Source organism: Cryptosporangium japonicum (assembly GCF_039524755.1).
Taxonomy (GTDB): Bacteria; Actinomycetota; Actinomycetes; order Mycobacteriales; family Cryptosporangiaceae; genus Cryptosporangium; species Cryptosporangium japonicum.
On the sequence record NZ_BAAAGX010000015.1, the window covers coordinates 16,279 to 33,713 of the forward strand.

Consider the following 17,435-nt stretch of genomic DNA (forward strand, 5'->3'; position numbering starts at 1 on the left):
AAAACTCGCGGTCCCGCCCGGGCCACCCGCTTACGTCTCGAGCCACTCCGACACTGTCGTCGACGGCACGCCGACCACTACGTCGTACGCGTCCGCCACCGGACCCTCCAGATAGGTGTCCTGCACACGGATCGCGGTCGGCGCGTCCGGCAGCCCCCGCGCTCCGCGCAGGTCGAGCCGGCCGAGCCGGTGCGGCAGCGCCGCCTCGATCGCGTCCGGGCGTGGGGGCTCCAGGTCGGCGACGGCGATCTCGACGCCGCCCGGTGCGGACGGCGACGGTCGCCGGGTGGGCGTGCGACCGGCCACCGCCGTGACCGCCACGGCCAGGTACGCGGAGCCGAGTCGCGCCGCCAGGTGGTGCCCGGCCGGCGAGACCCGCAGGCCCGGGACGCTGATCGGCGTCCGCTGGAGGTGGCCGTTCGCGGCGCCGAGCACGATCGTCGCGTCCGGATGGTAGTCCAGCAGCCAGAACACGGTCTCGGCCAGAGCTCGGTCCCGGGCGGCGGCCGCGAGTGCTGAGCGCGTCGCGTGGCCGCGGAGCATCTGGTCGAACAGCACGCCCAGCCGCACCTCGTGCCGCACCACCGGGTCGAGGCCGGGCACCTGCACGTCGGCCCAGGCCGAGAGCGACGCCCAGCGCGCGGTCAGCGCGTCCCGGTCGGCCTCGTCGAGCGCGGCGTACGCGGCGTAGGTGTGCAGGGCGTGCTCGCTCGCGAACTTCTCCGTGCGGGTGATCAGCTCGTCGACGAACGGGAACTCGGCCGGCAGCCGGCGCAGCGTCGGCAGCGGGGTGGCCGCCGAGCCGGGCAGATCGAGCCCGGCGTAGGCCACCCCGGCCGAGCGCGCCCAGGTGAGCTGGGCACGCATCTCGGCGCACCGCCCCATGCGGTAGGTGAGGCCCTCGTCCGCGACCGCCCGGACGTCGCCGGGGCCTCCGGCCAACCACTCCGAGACGAGCCGGCCCTCCGAGAACCCGGACTCCAGCGCGAACACGACGGGGCCGCCCCGGGACGCCAGCGACCGCAGCAACCGGTGCCGGAGCTGCGTGTATTCCGGCACCCAGTGGGCGCTCTCACCGATCGCGACCACCCGGACGCCGGTCAGGTCGTCGAGCGGGAACACCGGCTCCTCGGTGCTCAGCGGGTGGAAGTTATCGGTCACATACGCGGTGAACACCCGGCCACCCTAGCGAGCGAAGTGATCCTTGACACTGTCGTCGCGCACAGAGCATCCTGCCGAAGGCGAACGTTCGCCTAACCGGTCGGTGTGAACGATCACACGGGAGGTGGTCCCCCTGTACGTCTCGCTCAAAGACGTCGCCGAGCGCGCCGGGGTCAGCTTCCAGACCGCCAGCAAGGTGCTCAACGGCAACTCCGGCGTCGTCTCGGCCCAGACGCGCGAGCGCATCCTGGAGGCCGCCCGCCACCTCGGTTACGTGCCCAACGCGCTGGCCCGCGGGCTGGTCCGCCGCGATTCGCTCACCGTGGGCATCCTCGCCGACGACTTCTCCGACGCGTCGCTGTCCCGCTTCGTCGTCGCCGCGCAGCGCACGATCGAGAGCCAGGGCCACGCCGCGCTCGTCGCCACCACCACGCAGGGCAGCGACGGCCCGCTGCGCCGGCTCCAGGAGTACCGCGTCAACGGCGTCCTGGTCATCGCGCCGAGCGTCGAGGAGGACGAGAGCGTCGGCGAGTACCTGCGTGGCCCGATCCCGGCCGTGACCCTCAACCACATCCCGGGCGGCGGGGTGCCTGCGGTCGGCTCCGATCACCGCCGCACCGGCGTGCTCGCGGCCGAGCACCTGCTCGAGCTCGGGCACCGGGCCATCGCCACGGTCACCGGCCCGACCGCGCGCCGGGTCGTCGTCAGCCGCACGAGTGGTTTCCGGGAGACGTTGCACGCGGCGGACGTGGAGCTGCCGGACCGGCGGGTGTGCGCGACCGACTGGGACGCGCGCAGCGCGGCCGCGGTCACCCACGAGCTGCTCGACGCCGACCCGCACGTCACCGCGATCTTCGCCCACAACGACACCATGGCGTTCGGGGTGCTGGCCGCGCTGCGTGCCCGTGGCGTCCCGGTGCCGCAGCGGTGCTCGGTGGTGGGCTGCGACGACCTGCCGCTGGCCGATTTCGCCGCGCCGCCGCTGACGACGGTGCGGGTGCCGTTCGAGGAGACCGGGGCCCGCGCCGCCGAACTGCTGCTCGCCCGGATCCGCGGCGAGGACACCCCGCCTCGTGACCTGCTGCCGGTGCAGCTGGTCGTCCGCTCTTCCACTGCCCCACCCCCGTAATACACGGAAAGGACAGCGATGACCTTTTCCCGACGATCCTTACTCGCCGGCGCACTAGGAGCCGGCGTTCTCGCCGCGACCAGTGGCTGCTCGGTCGCGTCCGGCCTCACCACGGCCGGCGAACCGGCGAGCACGCTGCAGTTCTGGGACCTCTTCGGCGGCGGCGACGGCGTCCGCATGCAGTCGATGCTGGACACCTACCGGAACGCCAACCCCGACATCACGCTCAAGGGCACCACGTTCAACTGGGGCAACCCCTACTACACGAAGCTCTCGCTGGCGACGGTCGGGAACAAGCCGCCCGACGTCGCGGTCGCGCACCTCACCCGGGCCAAGTCGATGGTCGAGGGCGGCCTGCTGCAGGAGCTCGAGCCGGACGTGCTCGAACGCGCCGGCCTCACGCCGGACAAGTTCAACCAGCGCGCCTGGGAGGCCGGGCTGGTCGACGGCAAGGCCTACGCGATCCCGCTGGACACGCACCCGTTCGTGATGTTCTACAACACCGAGATCTGCGAGAAGGCCGGCCTGCTCGACGCCGACGGCGTGATCAAGCCGCTCAAGGGCGAATCGGCCTTTCTGGACGCGATGGACAAAGCGAAGGCGGCCAGCGGCGGGTTCGCCGGCGCGATCGCGCTCGGCTCCGAGGTCGTCACCGCCTGGCGCGCGTACCAGTCGCTCTACGCGCAGCTCGGCGGGCAGATGCTGGCCGACAACGGCACCAAGGTCGTGATCGACGACGCAAAGGCGCTGAAGACGCTGACGTTCCTGCGGAACCTGACCAAGAGCGGCCTGTTCCCGGAGAAGACCGACTACCAGGGTTCGATCGCGGACTTCTCGGCCGGCCGCACCGCGTTCCTGTTCCAGGGCGAGTGGGAGATCACCACGTTCCAGACGGCGAAGACGCCGTTCTCGATGGCGCCGTTCCCGCACGTGTTCGACGAGGGCCAGTACGCCGTGCAGGCCGATTCGCACACGCTCGTCGTCCCGAAGAGCCCGAAGCTGACGCCGGACCGGCTCGACCGCGCGCTGCAGTTCATCCGCAGTCTGCTCGACCAGAGCAAGGCCTGGGCCGAGGGCGGGCACGTCCCCTCGTGGCTGCCGTTCCGCGACAGCGCCGAGTTCAAGGCCCTGCAGCCGCAGGCGCAGTACGCGAGCGCCGCCGACAGCGCGGCCTACGACCCGGAGGGCTGGTACTCCGGCTCCGGTTCGAACTTCGAGATCGTCACCGGCTCCGCGGTCGGGGCCACGCTGGCCGGCCTCACCGAGCCGCAGCAGGCGCTCGACGACATGCGTACGAAGCTCGAGAACCTCGCCGCGACCGCCTCGCCGATCTGACCGGGAGTCACTGATGACCACACCCGCGCTGCGGCCCGGCCGCGCACCCGGGCAGGGGCGCTCCGCCGCCGCCTTCCTGGCCCCGTTCCTGATCCTGTACGTGCTGTTCATCGTCGGGCCCGCGCTCTACGGCCTGGTGATGAGCTTCTTCGACACCAGCATGGTGAAGTCCGGCCTGTCGACGTTCGCCGGGCTGCAGAACTACGCCGACGCGCTGGGCAGCTCCGACTTCTGGTCGTCGCTGTGGCACACGTTCTGGTTCACGATCCTCACCACCCCGCCGCTGGTGATCCTCGCGCTGGTGCTGGCCCTGCTGGCCAACCGCGTCGGGCGCGGCCAGTGGTTCTACCGCCTGGCGTTCTTCCTGCCGTACGTGCTGCCGTCCGCGGTCGTCGCGCTGATCTTCATGTGGATCCTGTCGCCCGGCATCGGCCTGCTCGACACGACGCTGGCGAAGATCGGCATCACGGCCCCGAACTGGCTCGGCAGCGAGACGTGGGCGATGCCGGCGCTGGCGATGACCACGGTCTGGTGGACGATCGGCTTCAACTTCGTGCTCTACCTGGCCGGGCTCCAGGAGATCCCGCGTGACCTCTACGAGGCGGCCGCGCTCGACGGCGCCGGCCCGTGGCAGCAGATCCGGCACATCACGATCCCGCTGCTCGGCCGCACCACGACGCTGGTGGCGGTGCTGCAGGTCATCGCGTCGCTGAAGGTGTTCGACCAGATGTACATCATGACCTCCGGCGGACCGAACTACTCCACCCGCTCGCTCCTGCAGTACGTCTACGACGAGAGCTTCACGAACTACCGCGTCGGCTACGCGTCCGCGGTCTCGATGCTGTTCTTCCTCGTCGTGCTGGCCGTGTCGATCGTCTGGTTCCGGCTCGTCCGTTCGCAGCAGAAGGAGGCCTGAGCATGGTCACCGAGACGTTGGCGCCGCCCGTGCGGGCCGATCGCACCGTGACGGTCGCGACCGTCGACCGGCGCATCGCGATCTTCAACCGGATCTGCGTCGGGGTGCTGATCGCGTTCGCGCTGCTCTGGCTCGTGCCGATCCTGTGGGCGCTGGACACCGCACTCAAACCCAACGCCGAGACCGTCAACACCACCTGGTGGATCGAGAACCCGACGCTCGCCGCGTTCGGCCGCGTCTTCACCGACACCGACATGCTGCAGTGGTGGGCCTCGACGTTCATCGCCTCGGCCCTCTCCGCGGTGCTGACCGTGGTGACCGCGAGCCTGGCCGCGTTCGCGCTGTCCCGGATGCGCTTCAAGTACCGCACGCTGGTGTTCTGGTTCATCCTGGCGGGCATCATGGTGCCGTCGCAGGTGCTGATGGTGCCGCAGTTCCGCGAGTTCCAGTCGCTCGGCCTGCTCAACACGTTCTGGGCCGTCGCGCTGCCGCAGGCGCCGACCGCGATCGCCGTCTTCATCTTCAAGCAGTTCTTCGACGGTCTGCCGGCCGACCTGGAGGAGGCGGCCCGCGTCGACGGTGCCGGGTTCTTCCGGGTGTACTGGCAGATCGTGTTACCGCTGGCCCGGCCCGCGGTCGCCGCGGTCTCGATCTTCACGTTCGTCTGGGCGTGGAACAGCCTGCTCTGGCCACTCCTGGTGTTGACCAACCCCGACCTGATGACGATTCCGGTGGGGTTGGCGACGGTGCAGGGCGCGTTCGGGATCCGCTACGCCGACACGATGGCGACGGCGGTGTTGGGTGCGGTGCCGCTGGTCGCGGTGTTCCTGCTGTTCCAGCGGAACATCGTCGAGGGCATCGCCGGTACCGGTATCAAGGGGTGAGTTCGTGCTGCAAGCGTCACTGACCATCGATCCGGCCTTCTCGGTCGGGGAGGTCGACCCGCGGTTGTACGGGTCGTTCGTGGAACACATGGGACGGTGTGTGTACACGGGCATCTACGAGCCCGGTCACCCGTCCGCCTCCCCGGAGGGTTTCCGGGAGGACGTCGCCGGGCTGGCCCGTGAGCTGGGCGTTCCGTTGATCCGCTATCCCGGCGGAAACTTCGTCTCCGGGTACAAGTGGGAGGACGGGATCGGGCCGGTCGACGACCGGCCCACCCGGCTCGACCTGGCCTGGCGGTCGCTGGAGACCAACCGGGTCGGGGTGGACGAGTTCGTCCCGTGGGCGTCGGGCATCGGCGCGGAGACGATGATGGCGGTGAACCTCGGTACCCGGGGCATCGACGCCGCCCGGGAACTGCTCGAGTACTGCAACCTGCCCGGCGGCACGTACTGGTCGGATCTGCGACGGAAGAACGGGGCCGCCGAACCCTACGGGATCAAGACCTGGTGCCTGGGCAACGAGATGGACGGGCCCTGGCAGATCGGGCACAAGACCGCGTACGAGTACGGGCGGCTGGCGTCCGAGACCGCGAAGGCGATGCGGCTGGTCGACCCGTCGATCGAGCTGGTGGCGTGCGGCAGTTCCAACTCCTCGATGCCGACGTTCGGGTCGTGGGAGGCGACCGTGCTCGGCGAGACCTACGACCAGGTCGACTACGTCTCGATGCACGCGTACTACGAGCAGCGCGGTGACGACCGGGACAGCTTCCTGGCGTGCGCGGTGGACATGGACCGGTTCATCGACGCGGTGATCGCCACCGCCGATCACGTCCGGGCGGTCAAACGCCGGTCGAAGCGGGTCGACATCTCGTTCGACGAGTGGAACGTCTGGTACCTCAAGCGGTTCGAGGGCGAGGCGAACCTGGCGATCCGGGAAGCGCCGCCGCTGATCGAGGACGTGTACTCGGTGACCGACGCGGTCGTGGTGGGCACGATGCTCAACAGCCTGCTGCGCCACGCCGACCGGGTGAAGATCGGCTGCCAGGCGCAGCTGGTCAACGTCATCGCACCGATCATGACGACGCCCGGCGGCGCGGCCTGGAAGCAGGCGACCTACCACCCGTTCGCGCTGACGTCGCGGTACGGGCGGGGCACGGTGCTGCGGGTGGAGCCGACGTCGCCGCGGCACGAGACGAAGTGGCTGGGGGAGGTGCCGGTGCTGGACGCGGTGGCGGTCGCGACCCCGGACGAGGGCGTCTCGCTGTTCGCGGTGAACCGGTCGCAGACCACGCCGATGTCCGTCGACGTGGATCTGCGGGCCTGGCCGGGGTACCGGGTGGCGTCGCACGTCACGATCGCCGACGCCGACCCCGACGCGGTGAACACGGCGGACGACCCCGAGCGTGTAATTCCTCGTTCGCTCGAGGTACCGGCGGTGGACGGGGGGCGGGTGGCCTTGGAGCTCCCGGCGCTGTCCTGGAGTTTGGTGCGCCTGGAACGCGCCTGATTCTCGGGTGGATCGGTCCGGTGCGGCCACCGGACCGGTCCGGCTGGGAGCCGGTGAACGGTGCCAGGTCCGGGCGACACGCGCGTTCGTCTGCGCCAGCGGCGCGCCGCAGCGGAAGACGGACGCGCTGGCCCGGGGCGATGGCTGCCGGACATGACACGGCCCGGGGCGCGTGGTGCGCTCCGGGCCGCGTCGTTCAGGTGGTTCAGCTGCAGGGGTTGTAGTCCCAGCAGTCGTTGTAGCGCTTCTTGTGGTGGCGGCGACGGCGCGGCTTGCACTCGTTGTAGTCCCAGTCGTTGCACTGGTTGTAGTCGTAGTCGTAGCAGCCGCTCATGTCGTCCAGCCTCCTTGGTGTTGTCTCTGTGGTGCCGATAGCTTCGCGTCTTTTCGGGGTCGGTTCGATCGGCGGCGTGACGGCGGGAACGTTCGCTTCCGAACACTCGCTCGTGCTCGGTCCGGTGGAGCGCTCGAACCCTCCGACGTCCGGCTGGAGTGGGAACCAGCGCGTATTCGGGCCTACCGGTGCCGTCTGGGTACTCGGTGTCGATATCGGGGCCGGCGTGAGCGGAGTCCATCAGGATCGCCGGCCCGTCCGTCTCCCAGACCCCGCAGTCGTCCCACTCGGCGGCCGCGAGGTGGGCACATGACCTCTGCTTCGTGACTGGGCGACGTGCTCGCGGAGACCAAAACCCGTCGACTCCGCTTGAGCCGCCGGGCGGTCGTGCCGATTGGTTCGGCATGGGCACTCTCATCATGATCTGGGATGGCGATCCGGCGAATTACTACATCGGCGGGGACTACGCCGCGGACATCCGAGCCACCGCGGCCGGCTACCCGGTCAACGGCTGGTGGAGTGCGGGTACGCGGAAGGCCGACCTCCATCCCGGCACACCCGTCTACCTTCTTCGCCAGGGCAACACACTTCCGGGCATCGTTGCCCACGGCGAGCTAGCCGATGGAGAAACCTTCGCGGCCCACGAGCGACGGCGGAACTGTGTACGAATTCGCTGGCGCCGGGTTGTCGACGCCGACGACCGACTGCCAACCGAAGAGCTCGAGCTGGCCATGCCGGATGAGCAGTGGCGCGGACGCGGGGCCTCCGGGCAGGGCCTGCGGGGCAGGGCTGGCGACGCGACACTCGATGACCTGTGGCGACGCCATGTGGGCCACCTCTACGCCTCCCGTTTCGACTACGAGGAGATGCATCCCGCCCTATCAAAGGGCATGACGAGATAGCGGTCCGTCTCGGTGACGCACTTTTCTGTCGCCGCGCGATATAGCGCCAGTCGGTTGGACCGCCTACCGTTCTGAGGACGAGAAAGGTCCGTCGAAGGCGAGGGGGCCGCCGCTCATGCGTAGATTTCTAATGCGATTGGCCATCGCCGCAGCTGTTGCTGCTATGACGCTGCTCGTGTACGGCGGCGTCGCCCAAGCCGGCCTGCGTATCAATACGAACTGATCGGTGACGTCACCATCCAGAGGTGGCCGTCCGGATCGGCGAAGGTTGCGGTGTATCCCCACGGCTGCCGGTCCGGGGCGGAGATGATCTCGGCTCCGGCTCGGTGGGCCCGCTCGAACAGTGTGTTCACGGCGTTGTCGGTGGCGGCGGGGAGATCGAGCACGCACTCGCTGACGCCTCGGCCGGCTACGTCGCGGCCTCCGATGACCCAGCCGAAGCCGCCGGCGGGGATCAGCATCAGACGCACGCCGTCGTTGAGGGCGAACTGCAGGGGTTCCGGCACGCCGTCGTCCGCGGCCTCGCCGACGGGCTCGAAGGCCAGGCCGTCGCGGTAGAAGCGGAACGACGTCCGGCGGTCGGCTATCGGAAGGCTGATGGTGACGGGCGTGACGGCCATGGAGCGTCCTTCGGTCGAGGGATTCCTGCGTTACCGACGAACGGAGCGCGCGTCGGAGGACATGGTCCAGCGCTCGGCAGCTCAACAGCGGCCCTGAGCCCGAGCCGCCGTCCGAGTCAGTTCGGGGCGGCCGGGATGATCGCGCGGAGGCCGCGGAGCCTCGTCCGGAGCAGGTCGTCCTGGACGTGCCCCAGCAGCCGGCCGTGGTCGACCTGGCCCAGCGAGAGCAGCGCCCTCGTCGCGCCCGCGTTCCGGAACGCCAGCAGCCCCAGCGTGAAGATCGCGGTGTCGACGGTCGGATAGCCGTACCGGCGCCGTACCGCCCCCGCCACCTCGAACGCCTCCGTGAGCTCGGGGGACAACCGGACCTCACGCCAGGTCGTGCGGTCCGGCCGGACCGCGCTCGCCGGGGGCGAGTCGTCCGCCGACGCCAACCCGGTCTGCTCCGGTGCGCCGGTGACGAGCCAGATTCGCTGCCAGTCGAGCCGGTAGTCGAGGCGGACCAGCGCGACGAGCACCCGCCCGGTGGTGAGGTCGGCGCCCGGCGCCAACTGGCCGGCGGCGTCGTGCAGTGCGTCGGCGACGAGGCCGGTGACCGGGACGTCGTCCACGGTGGCCGGGGGTTCCGGCGCCGGCCTGATCGGACCGGGGCCGCCGACCCGGCCGGGCCGAACCTCCCGCGGCCTCGCGGCGCGGCTCTCGGCGGCCACCGCCCGCACCAGGAGGACACCGGCGGTTACCGGGCCCACCACTGCTCCGAGCAGCAGGAAGAACGTGCTGACGTCCGGCCGCGGCACCTCGTAGGTCTCGACGCGGTCGAGGACGAAGTCGACGATCAACTCGACGCAGAAACCGAACAGCCAGGCACCGGCGACGAGCCCCACTCCGACGGCGGCCGAGCGGGGTAGCGCCCGGAGCGTGTACCGGATCAGCTGCCCCACGGCGCGACCGCTGCCCTCCGCTGCCGAGTCGCCGGACACGGACCCGGACCCTACTGCCCGCCCACCCGCACCGCAGCGGATTGCCGGACGCCGCTCGAGCACCACAGGAGATGCCCGGATCCCGCCTGATCCGATCAGCCCGCAGTAGCCGCATCGCCCGACGTCACCGCACGAACCGTAATCGGCCGACGGCCGATCGGGGCCTACCAGCTGACCGTGTGGGGCTCCAGGTGAGCGAGCATCGTCTGGTTGGCGGCCCAGCCGTCCGGGAACTTGACCGGGTCGCCCAGGTGCACGGGGGCGCTGGACGGGTGGGCGTCGAGCAGGTCGCGGATGCCGGCGCGGGCCACGACGATGCACGCCTGCCGGTGGCGTGACGCGAGCACGCACAGCCGGCCGGCCTCCAGGTGGAACGCGGTCGCGTCGCGTCGGCCGGAGAGGGGGTGCAGGAACACGGTGACGTCGTACTCGCGGCCCTGCAGGCGGTTCGCGGTGTCGACCACGATCTCCGGGTGGTCCAGCACGGCCCGGATCGCGGCCACCTGGTCACGGTGGGCGGCGCCGACCGCGATGCGCGACGGGCCCACCGGCGTCACCGCGGAGCCGTCCCGGGCGGTGGCCCCGCGCTCCAGCAGCCGCCGGGCGATCGCGGCGACGGCCTCCACGGCCTCGCCGTCGGTGCGCAGCGTGTGCCGCCGGGGCAGCTCCACCAGACTCCACCCGGTCTTGGCCGCCGTCGTCAGCACCGCGTCCTCGACGCCGTGGCCCGCGGTGCGGAAACCCAGCTCGCGCTCGCCCGGCCCGGTGCCGGTGCGGAACCCGGTGAACGGGTAGAACGCGGACGCCACGACGTCCTGCGCCGAGTACGGCAGCCGCCACGACACCGGCAGCCGATGCACCGGCACCGAGGGGTTGTTGCGCAGCAGCACCGAGATCGCGCTCTGCATCGGGTCCCAGGTCAACCCACGCCAGCGGTCGTTCTCCACGGTCGAGAACGGGTCGAGCTGGCCCGGGTCGCCCACGAACAGCGCCCGCTCGAACCGGGCCGCGAGCACGAGCAGCGCGTCCGAGCGCATCTGGTAGGCCTCGTCGACGATCGCCCACGGCCACACCTCGTCACGCACGTGCGCCCACTTGGCCGCGGTGGCGATCGTGACCAGCGGGTCGTTCAGGTCGGCCAGGCCGCTGGCCACGACGACGTTGGGCAGCGCGGCCAGCCGCGGCGGCGCGGTGAACCCGCCCCGCGACAACCGGCCGATCCGCGCGTCCGGCCGCGCCGCGAACAGCGACGCCGACAGCCGCACGATCAGGTCGTCGACCTGCTCGTTGGTCTGCGCGACGATCATCAGCCGCTCGCCGGCCAGCGCGAGTTCCAGCGCGGCCCGCACGACGAGCGTCGACTTGCCGGCACCGGGTGGTGAGTCGACGACGATCCCGCGGTGCGCCCCCGAGCGCAGGTCGGCGAGGATCGCCTCGGTGGTCCGTGCGGCCTCGGCCGCGGGGTCGGTCATTCCCACGTCTCTCCGGCGTCCTCGTCGGTGGGCACGTACGGCTCCGGGGGGCCGCCGTGCGTCCAGGGGGTGTCCTCCACCGGCGGCAGGTTCGGCCCCCGCCCACCGGAGGACAGGACGCTGCTGTAGGTGACGTCGTCGCCGACGCGGGGCAGCGCCTCGCGCAGTCCCTTCGCGATCTCGACGGTCACCAGCCCGGCGTCGGTCTCCAGCACGCGGCCGGACTGTTTCGGCCGCGACGGCGAGCCGACCGCGGTGCCCACCGCCAGGTGCACCGGGTCCTCGGTGCGCACCACCACCAGCGGCCGTTTCACCAGGTTGCCGTTCTCGTTCTCGACGCGACGCTCGGCGTCGACCTCGGTGACCGTGCCCCGGAACGCCTCGCCGGTGACCCGGAAGTCGGCCATCACCCGCGGGTCGTCGAACGACCGCGACACGGTGTACTCCTGCTGGGCCCACTCCAGCCGGAGCAGCCGCCGGGCCGCCGCGACGGCACCGTCCCGGCGCGCCTGCGGCAGCCCGTCCTCGGCCATCCACCGGTGGAAACCCGCGTACTGACGGCAGTCGGCGGCCCACCGCACCGCGACCGACCCGCCCGGCGTCAGCGTGCGCATCAGCTCGATCGCCCGCCACGTCAGTTCCCAGGTGGGAAACGTCTGGCCACGCAGCGCTCGCTCCAGGCGCGCGGTCGAGCGCTCCGGGGCCTCGGCGTACGCGGCGATCGCCGGCGCGAGCACCTCGTTGTCGAACGACGGGTCGGTCGACGGCCCGGCGGGCGGCCACACCGTCGGATCCTCGGCCTCGCGGGCCGCTTCGCGCGCGGACGAACCGGCCGGCGGGTCGATCCAGCCGAGCAGCGCGGCCAGGTTCGCGTCCTCCAGCGCGCTCTGCCCGGTGGCCCAGTGCGCCCCGAGCACCTCGGTGGCGGCCAGCAGCGCGCTCGCGCCCGGGTACTCCGAGCGCTCGGCGAACCAGGTCAGCCAGCGCCCGAGCACCGGCACGCCCGGCGCCACCGGATACTCGCCGGTCGTGCGGCGAAAGCGCGTCGAGCGTCCGAACAGGCGCAGGAACGCGAGCCCGCCGCGGTTGGGAACCCACAGCTGGGGTGCGTCGGCGGCGACGGGCTCCTCGCCCGCGAGCGCGACCGGGAACTCGTCCAGATAGGAGAGCACCACGTCGGCGAGCGACGCGGCGAACGCGAAGCGGAGCTGGCGGTCGCGCGGCTGCGGCACGATCAGCAGGCGGGGCGAGGCCGGGTCGGTGCCCACCATCGCGGCCAGCGGCGCGTTGGCCTCACCGGCCAGCGCCAGCGGCACCAGCACCAGCGGGCGCGCCGCGACGTGCACGTGGGCGACGGTGGTGATCGGCTGGGCGACACCCTCGACGACCGCCAACGCCCGCGCGTAGGCGGCGATCGCGCTCATGCCGTCTCGGAGAAGACGCGCGCGGTGGTCCGCAGCACCGCCGCGACCTCCGCCTGGTACTCGTCGCCGGCCCAGGTTCCCTGGGCCAGTTGCAGCGCCTCGGCGACGGTGTCGACGCCGCCGAGCTGCTCGCGGACGGCGGTGCCGAGCGCGTCGGTGCACCCGGTCGCCTCGTCGCGGCAGAAGAAGCCGAGCTCGCAGTGGCTCAGACAGTCGGGGGAGTACCGCGCGGACATCTCGCCGAGCGCCGCGGTGAGCTCCCCGACCGGGCGGGTGGGGGTGCCGTCGGGGCCCGGCGCGAGCCCGAGCGACAGGCCCGCGGGCAGCGCGCTCAGCAGCGTGTCCACGTCGTCCATCCGCTTGAGCTGGTGGTCGAGCACGAGCAGCTGTTTGCGCACGTCGACCTTGGTGGCGACCGGCCGGTTGGAGAAGTCCTTCGGGCAGACCAGCACGACCTCGTCGGCGACGGCCTCGGGGCGGCCGAGCAACTGGCGCAGCGCGTGCACGTAGACGGCCGACTGGATCGCGGCGGCCGCCACCTTGCTCGGGTCGGCCTGCCCGTCGATCACCGCGAACGACTTGATCTCGACGACGTGGAAGCGGCCCTGGTGCTGGAACGCGACCAGGTCGGGCTCGAGGTACACGCTCTGTCCGGCCACGATCAGCCGCAGCAGGGGGTGGTCGAACAGCGTGTTCTCGCCGCCGTGGGCCAGCTGCTGCTCGGAGTAGGTGTTCCGGACGTCCTCGGAGGTGTTGTCGCCGACGCTCTCCAGGTCGGCGTACGCGACCTCGGTGAGGTCGAGCTCGAGGGTCTCGCGCAGCAGCGTCAGCAGTTCGGCGCAGCCGTCGGCCTTCAGCTGGGCCTCGAAGGCGTTGCCGCGGGTGATCGCGAACGACGACTGGCCGAACGGGGCCGGGAACTCGAGGTGGCGGGCCAGCGCGTCCTTGTCGATCCCGGCGGTGTCGAGCACCGCGCGCCGGACGCACCCCGGGTTCGTGGTCAGCGCCGCGATCGTGCGGGCGTTGTGGCGCTTCGGCGGCACGCTGCCACGCAGCAGGGCGAGCCGGGGATCGGGTGGGGGAAGCTTCGGCACGGAGGTCCTCGGGGAAGGCGTCTCTACGGGAACAGTGTGACTCAGGTGGCGCCGGCGCCGCGGGCGACGACGCCGAACTTGGTTCCGAACAGTTGCTGGGCCTCGTCCAGCCGGTCCCGCGCGCGCCGGGCGGCGTCGTCGCGGTGCCGCTGGTCGGCCGCGCGGTGGAGGTCCAGTTCGGCGAGCGCGGCGGCGGCCACCGCCGTCGGCGACGCCTGGTCGGGGCCGGTGGCGGCGCCCGGGATGTTCGCGGCGAACCGCCAGAGCAGCCGGCGGGCCGACGGCCCCGGGTCGGCGAGCCGCTCGATCTGCTCGGCCAGCCGCGCGGCCGCGGTGAGGAAGTCGACGCGAGGGCTGAGCGGACCGATGACGCGGGTGGCCATCGGCCAGGTGGACACCGCGAGCAGCCCGCGAGCCGGCGCGAGGAGATCCGCGGTGAGCGCCGCGCACAGGTAGTAGGGGCGCATCTGCGGCGCGGAGCGGAACGACCGCTCCTCGTCGCGCCGGAGGCTGGTCAGCCGGGCCGACGTGATGCCACCGGTGGAGAACGCCTCGTGCACCTGGACGATCAGCTTCGGCGCGGCCGGCGCGCCGAGCAGCGTCAGCGCCTGGTGGACCTGTTCACGCAGGGGGAGCAGCGCGGCCGGTGCCGGTACCGGTGCGGGCGGAGCGGGCTCGGGGGCCAGCGCCTCCAGGGCCGACTCCCATTCCTGTTCGGCGCGGTGGAGCTCGGTGCGCAGCGTGCGGGCGCGGGCCCGGTCGCCCGCGGTGACGGCCCGGCGGACCGCGGCACGCAGGTCGTCGATGCGGCGCTCCAGCGCCTCGGCCGGTCCGGTCACGGGTCCGAATCTAACCCGTTCCAGTATTCTCCAGCAAGACCCAGTGAATTCCACCCTGCGCCACCGCGTTCCACGGTCGCCGCCGGAGCGGGCATGATAGGAGGGTGTTCGGTTCACAGGAAGGCCAGCCGTTGAATACGGGTTTCCGGGGCGTCATCGCCGTCGACGGCCCCTCGGGATCGGGCAAATCGAGCGTCTGTCGTGAGGTCGCCCGCACGCTCGGCCTCCGCTACCTCGACACCGGCGCGATGTACCGCGCGGTCACCTGGGCCGCGCTCGACCGCGGGCTCGACCTCACCGATCAGCCGGCGGTCGCCGCGCTCAGCCGCTCGCTGGTGCTCGACATCGCGACCGACCCGGCGTTGCCCCGGATCGCCGTCGACGGCGTCGACGTCACCGCGGCCATCCGGCAGACGCGGATCTCCGAGAACGTCAGCGCGATCGCGACGAACCTCGACGTCCGGGCCGACCTGATCGCCCGGCAGCGCGCGCTGATCGAGGAGAAGGGCGCCGGCGTCGTCGCCGAGGGCCGGGACATCACCACCGTCGTCGCGCCCGACGCCGACGTGCGGCTCCTGCTCACCGCGGACGAGAACGCCCGGATCGCCCGCCGCGCCCGTGAGCTGCACGGCAACGACGACGCGGCGTCGCTCGCCGCGACGCACGCGCAGATCGCCACCCGCGACGCGCGTGACTCCACCGTCGTGGACTTCCTCGTCGCCGCCGACGGCGTCGTCGAGATCGACACTTCCCCCTTGACGTTCGAGCAGGTCGTCTCCGCCGTCCTCCGCGTCGTCTCCGAGACCGCGGGAGCCCCGGCCCGATGAGTGACAACTGGACCCAGCTCGCTGAGGAATACGAGATCAGCGACGCCGAGCTGGCGTCGCTGGACGACGACGGCGCCGACGACGACGAGGTACCGGGCTCACTGCCCGTGCTCGCGGTCGTAGGGCGCCCTAACGTCGGCAAGTCCACGCTGGTCAACCGCATCCTCGGGCGCCGCGAAGCGGTGGTCCAGGACGTGCCCGGCGTCACCCGCGACCGGGTCGCCTACGACGCGCTGTGGAACGGCCGCCGCTTCACGCTCGTCGACACCGGCGGCTGGGAGCCCGACGCCCAGGGCCGCGCCGCGGCGATCGCCGAGCAGGCCCGGTACGCGATGACCGTCGCGGACGCCGTCCTGCTGGTCGTCGACGCGCGGGTCGGCATCACCGAGACCGACGCGGCCGTCGCCCGGGTGCTGCAGCGCGGCGGCAAGCCGGTGGTGCTCGCGGCCAACAAGGTCGACGACACCAAGGGCGAGGCCGACGTGGCCGAGCTCTGGCGCCTCGGCCTCGGCGAACCCTGGCCGGTCTCGGCCCTGCACGGGCGTGGCTCCGGTGACCTGCTCGACAAGGTCCTCGAGGTGCTTCCCGAGGCGCCACCGGAGGGCCGGTTCGGCACCGGTGGCCCCCGCCGGGTCGCGCTCGTCGGGCGCCCGAACGTCGGTAAGTCGAGCCTGCTCAACGCGGTCACGAAGGAGAACCGCGCAGTCGTCGACGCGGTCGCGGGCACCACCGTCGACCCGGTCGACAGCCTGGTCGAACTCGGCGACGAGGTGTGGCGTTTCGTCGACACCGCGGGCCTGCGCAAGAAGGTCACGTTCGCCAGCGGCGCCGAGTACTACGCGAGCCTGCGCACCGCGGCCGCGATCGAGGCCGCCGAGGTGGCGGTCGTCCTGCTCGACGCCAGCGAGCCGCTGAGCGAGCAGGACCAGCGGGTCATCACGACGGTGGTGGAGACCGGCCGCGCGCTCGTGCTGGCGTTCAACAAGTGGGACCTGCTCGACGAGGACCGCCGCGAGCTGCTCGAGCGCGAGATCGAGCGGGACCTGCAGCGGATCCGCTGGGCGCCGCGGGTCAACATCTCCGCGCGCACCCGCCGGGCCGTCGACAAGCTCGCGCCCGCCCTGCGCACGTCGCTGGAGGGCTGGGAGCAGCGCATCCCCACCGGGCGGCTCAACAGCTGGCTCTCCGAGCTGGTCGCGGCCCACCCGCACCCGGTGCGCGGCGGCAAGCAGACCCGCATTCTGTTCGCGACCCAGGCCGGCAGCAAGCCGCCCCGGTTCGTGCTGTTCACCAGCGGCCCCGTCGATGTGGCCTACACGCGGTACATCGAGCGGCGGCTGCGCGAGGACTTCGGTTTCGTCGGCACGCCGATCCAGATCACGGTGCGGATCAAAGAGAAGCGGAAGCGTAGATGAGCGGTGTGATCTCCCCGGGCTTCACCGGACGGCGGCGGCACGACCGGGATTTACCGCCCGGCCAGTACCTCACCGAGGACTTCCCGGTGCTCACCTACGGCCCCACGCCGCAGGTGGACCTGGACGAGTGGAACTTCGGGATCGTCACCGAGACCGGGGCGGTCCACGGCTGGGGCTGGGAGGCGCTGCAGGCGCTGCCGCACGAGACGCCGCACGTCGACATCCACTGCGTCACCAAGTGGTCGAAGCTCGACACCGACTGGGAGGGCGTGTCCCTGGACACGCTGTTCGAGAACGTCGAGACGGAGGCCGAGTACGCGAAGGTCTACTCCTACGGCGGGTACAGCACGAACCTGCCGCTGGAGGATCTGCTCGACGGCAAGGCCTGGATCGCGTTCGGTTTCGACGGCGAGCCGCTCGAACCCGAGCACGGCGGTCCGGCGCGGCTGCTCGTCCCGCACCTCTACTTCTGGAAGAGCGCCAAGTGGGTGCGCGGCATCCAGTTGCTGCTCGAGGACGAGCCCGGGTTCTGGGAAGAGAACGGCTACCACAACTACGGCGACCCCTGGCGCGAGCAGCGCTACGAGGGGGACTGA

17 protein-coding genes and 1 pseudogene are annotated in these 17,435 nt (G+C 71.6%); 9 read left to right on the forward strand and 9 right to left on the reverse strand.

The genetic code is table 11. The annotated features are described in order from the left end of the window. Positions 1-30: 30 nt before the first annotated feature. Positions 31-1,176 (reverse strand): erythromycin esterase family protein, encoded by a 1,146-nt coding sequence (locus ABD437_RS18970; RefSeq protein ID WP_344650196.1) that lies wholly within the window; start codon positions 1,174-1,176, stop codon positions 31-33. Between the two features lie 109 nt (positions 1,177-1,285). Here ABD437_RS18970 and ABD437_RS18975 point away from each other — a divergent pair, with 109 nt between their 5' ends. From ABD437_RS18975 to arfA, 5 genes are read left to right on the forward strand one after another with little or no spacing between them, the layout of a single operon-like run. After that, positions 1,286-2,290, forward strand: a complete 1,005-nt coding sequence (locus ABD437_RS18975) for a LacI family DNA-binding transcriptional regulator (RefSeq protein WP_344650197.1) — start codon at positions 1,286-1,288, stop codon at positions 2,288-2,290. An 18-nt stretch (positions 2,291-2,308) separates the two neighbouring features. Continuing rightward, positions 2,309-3,625, forward strand: a complete 1,317-nt coding sequence (locus tag ABD437_RS18980; protein ID WP_344650198.1) for an extracellular solute-binding protein — start codon at positions 2,309-2,311, stop codon at positions 3,623-3,625. Between the two features lie 13 nt (positions 3,626-3,638). Continuing rightward, positions 3,639-4,541 (forward strand): carbohydrate ABC transporter permease, encoded by a 903-nt coding sequence (locus ABD437_RS18985; RefSeq protein ID WP_344650199.1) that lies wholly within the window; start codon positions 3,639-3,641, stop codon positions 4,539-4,541. A 2-nt stretch (positions 4,542-4,543) separates the two neighbouring features. Beyond that, positions 4,544-5,425, forward strand: coding sequence for a carbohydrate ABC transporter permease (locus ABD437_RS18990; protein ID WP_344650200.1), 882 nt, complete (start codon positions 4,544-4,546; stop codon positions 5,423-5,425). A 4-nt stretch (positions 5,426-5,429) separates the two neighbouring features. Beyond that, positions 5,430-6,932, forward strand: a complete 1,503-nt coding sequence (gene arfA / locus ABD437_RS18995) for an arabinosylfuranosidase ArfA (protein WP_344650201.1) — start codon at positions 5,430-5,432, stop codon at positions 6,930-6,932. A gap of 205 nt (positions 6,933-7,137) precedes the next feature. Here arfA and ABD437_RS19000 read toward each other — a convergent pair whose 3' ends face one another. Continuing rightward, positions 7,138-7,266 (reverse strand): hypothetical protein, encoded by a 129-nt coding sequence (locus ABD437_RS19000; RefSeq protein ID WP_281174598.1) that lies wholly within the window; start codon positions 7,264-7,266, stop codon positions 7,138-7,140. Between the two features lie 181 nt (positions 7,267-7,447). Further along, positions 7,448-7,687 (reverse strand): annotated as a pseudogene (locus tag ABD437_RS19005) (Imm21 family immunity protein); the annotation flags it as partial. Here ABD437_RS19005 and ABD437_RS19010 point away from each other — a divergent pair. Next, positions 7,671-8,168 carry a hypothetical protein gene (locus ABD437_RS19010; RefSeq protein ID WP_344650202.1) on the forward strand — a complete coding sequence of 166 codons (498 nt, stop codon included), beginning with the start codon at positions 7,671-7,673 and terminating at the stop codon, positions 8,166-8,168. The pseudogene ABD437_RS19005 and the gene ABD437_RS19010 overlap by 17 nt on opposite strands. A gap of 209 nt (positions 8,169-8,377) precedes the next feature. Here ABD437_RS19010 and ABD437_RS19015 read toward each other — a convergent pair whose 3' ends face one another. From ABD437_RS19015 to ABD437_RS19040, 6 genes are all read right to left on the reverse strand, one after another. After that, the gene (locus ABD437_RS19015; RefSeq protein WP_344650203.1) at positions 8,378-8,788 is read right to left on the reverse strand and encodes a VOC family protein; all 411 of its coding nucleotides are present in this window, start codon (positions 8,786-8,788) and stop codon (positions 8,378-8,380) included. 116 nt (positions 8,789-8,904) lie between these two features. Continuing rightward, entirely contained in the window at positions 8,905-9,768 is an 864-nt protein-coding gene (locus ABD437_RS19020; RefSeq protein WP_344650204.1) for a hypothetical protein, read from the reverse strand. A 164-nt stretch (positions 9,769-9,932) separates the two neighbouring features. Then, entirely contained in the window at positions 9,933-11,240 is a 1,308-nt protein-coding gene (locus ABD437_RS19025; RefSeq protein WP_344650205.1) for an AAA domain-containing protein, read from the reverse strand. After that, positions 11,237-12,664: a hypothetical protein gene (locus ABD437_RS19030; protein WP_344650206.1), complete on the reverse strand. Its 1,428-nt coding sequence runs from the start codon at positions 12,662-12,664 to the stop codon at positions 11,237-11,239. The genes ABD437_RS19025 and ABD437_RS19030 overlap by 4 nt, the downstream gene beginning before the upstream one ends. Next, the gene (locus tag ABD437_RS19035) at positions 12,661-13,758 is read right to left on the reverse strand and encodes a hypothetical protein (RefSeq protein WP_344650207.1); all 1,098 of its coding nucleotides are present in this window, start codon (positions 13,756-13,758) and stop codon (positions 12,661-12,663) included. The genes ABD437_RS19030 and ABD437_RS19035 overlap by 4 nt, the downstream gene beginning before the upstream one ends. A gap of 41 nt (positions 13,759-13,799) precedes the next feature. After that, on the reverse strand, positions 13,800-14,597 hold the full coding sequence (locus ABD437_RS19040) for a hypothetical protein (protein ID WP_344650208.1): 798 nt from the start codon (positions 14,595-14,597) through the stop codon (positions 13,800-13,802). A gap of 104 nt (positions 14,598-14,701) precedes the next feature. On the opposite strand from ABD437_RS19040, the gene cmk reads away from it, so the two are divergent. Genes cmk through ABD437_RS19055 form a run of 3 tightly spaced genes read left to right on the forward strand, consistent with a single transcriptional unit; the run spans position 14,702 to position 17,435 of the window. Next, complete coding sequence (cmk, locus tag ABD437_RS19045; RefSeq protein WP_344650209.1) at positions 14,702-15,424, forward strand: (d)CMP kinase; 723 nt, start codon at positions 14,702-14,704, stop codon at positions 15,422-15,424. Next, entirely contained in the window at positions 15,421-16,839 is a 1,419-nt protein-coding gene (gene der, locus ABD437_RS19050; RefSeq protein WP_344650210.1) for a ribosome biogenesis GTPase Der, read from the forward strand. The genes cmk and der overlap by 4 nt, the downstream gene beginning before the upstream one ends. Next, a complete protein-coding gene (locus tag ABD437_RS19055; RefSeq protein ID WP_344650211.1) occupies positions 16,836-17,435 on the forward strand; it encodes a sulfite oxidase-like oxidoreductase in 600 nt (199 codons plus the stop codon). The genes der and ABD437_RS19055 overlap by 4 nt, the downstream gene beginning before the upstream one ends.

Coding starts and splice junctions, on each gene's coding strand:
- ABD437_RS18980 (WP_344650198.1), top strand. CDS start 2,309: ATGACCTTTTCCCGACGATCCTTACTCGCCGGCGCACTAGGAGCCGGC.
- ABD437_RS18985 (WP_344650199.1), top strand. CDS start 3,639: ATGACCACACCCGCGCTGCGGCCCGGCCGCGCACCCGGGCAGGGGCGC.
- ABD437_RS18990 (WP_344650200.1), top strand. CDS start 4,544: ATGGTCACCGAGACGTTGGCGCCGCCCGTGCGGGCCGATCGCACCGTG.
- ABD437_RS19000 (WP_281174598.1), bottom strand. CDS start 7,266: ATGAGCGGCTGCTACGACTACGACTACAACCAGTGCAACGACTGGGAC.
- ABD437_RS19010 (WP_344650202.1), top strand. CDS start 7,671: ATGGGCACTCTCATCATGATCTGGGATGGCGATCCGGCGAATTACTAC.
- ABD437_RS19015 (WP_344650203.1), bottom strand. CDS start 8,788: ATGGCCGTCACGCCCGTCACCATCAGCCTTCCGATAGCCGACCGCCGG.
- ABD437_RS19025 (WP_344650205.1), bottom strand. CDS start 11,240: ATGACCGACCCCGCGGCCGAGGCCGCACGGACCACCGAGGCGATCCTC.
- ABD437_RS19030 (WP_344650206.1), bottom strand. CDS start 12,664: ATGAGCGCGATCGCCGCCTACGCGCGGGCGTTGGCGGTCGTCGAGGGT.
- der (WP_344650210.1), top strand. CDS start 15,421: ATGAGTGACAACTGGACCCAGCTCGCTGAGGAATACGAGATCAGCGAC.
- ABD437_RS19055 (WP_344650211.1), top strand. CDS start 16,836: ATGAGCGGTGTGATCTCCCCGGGCTTCACCGGACGGCGGCGGCACGAC.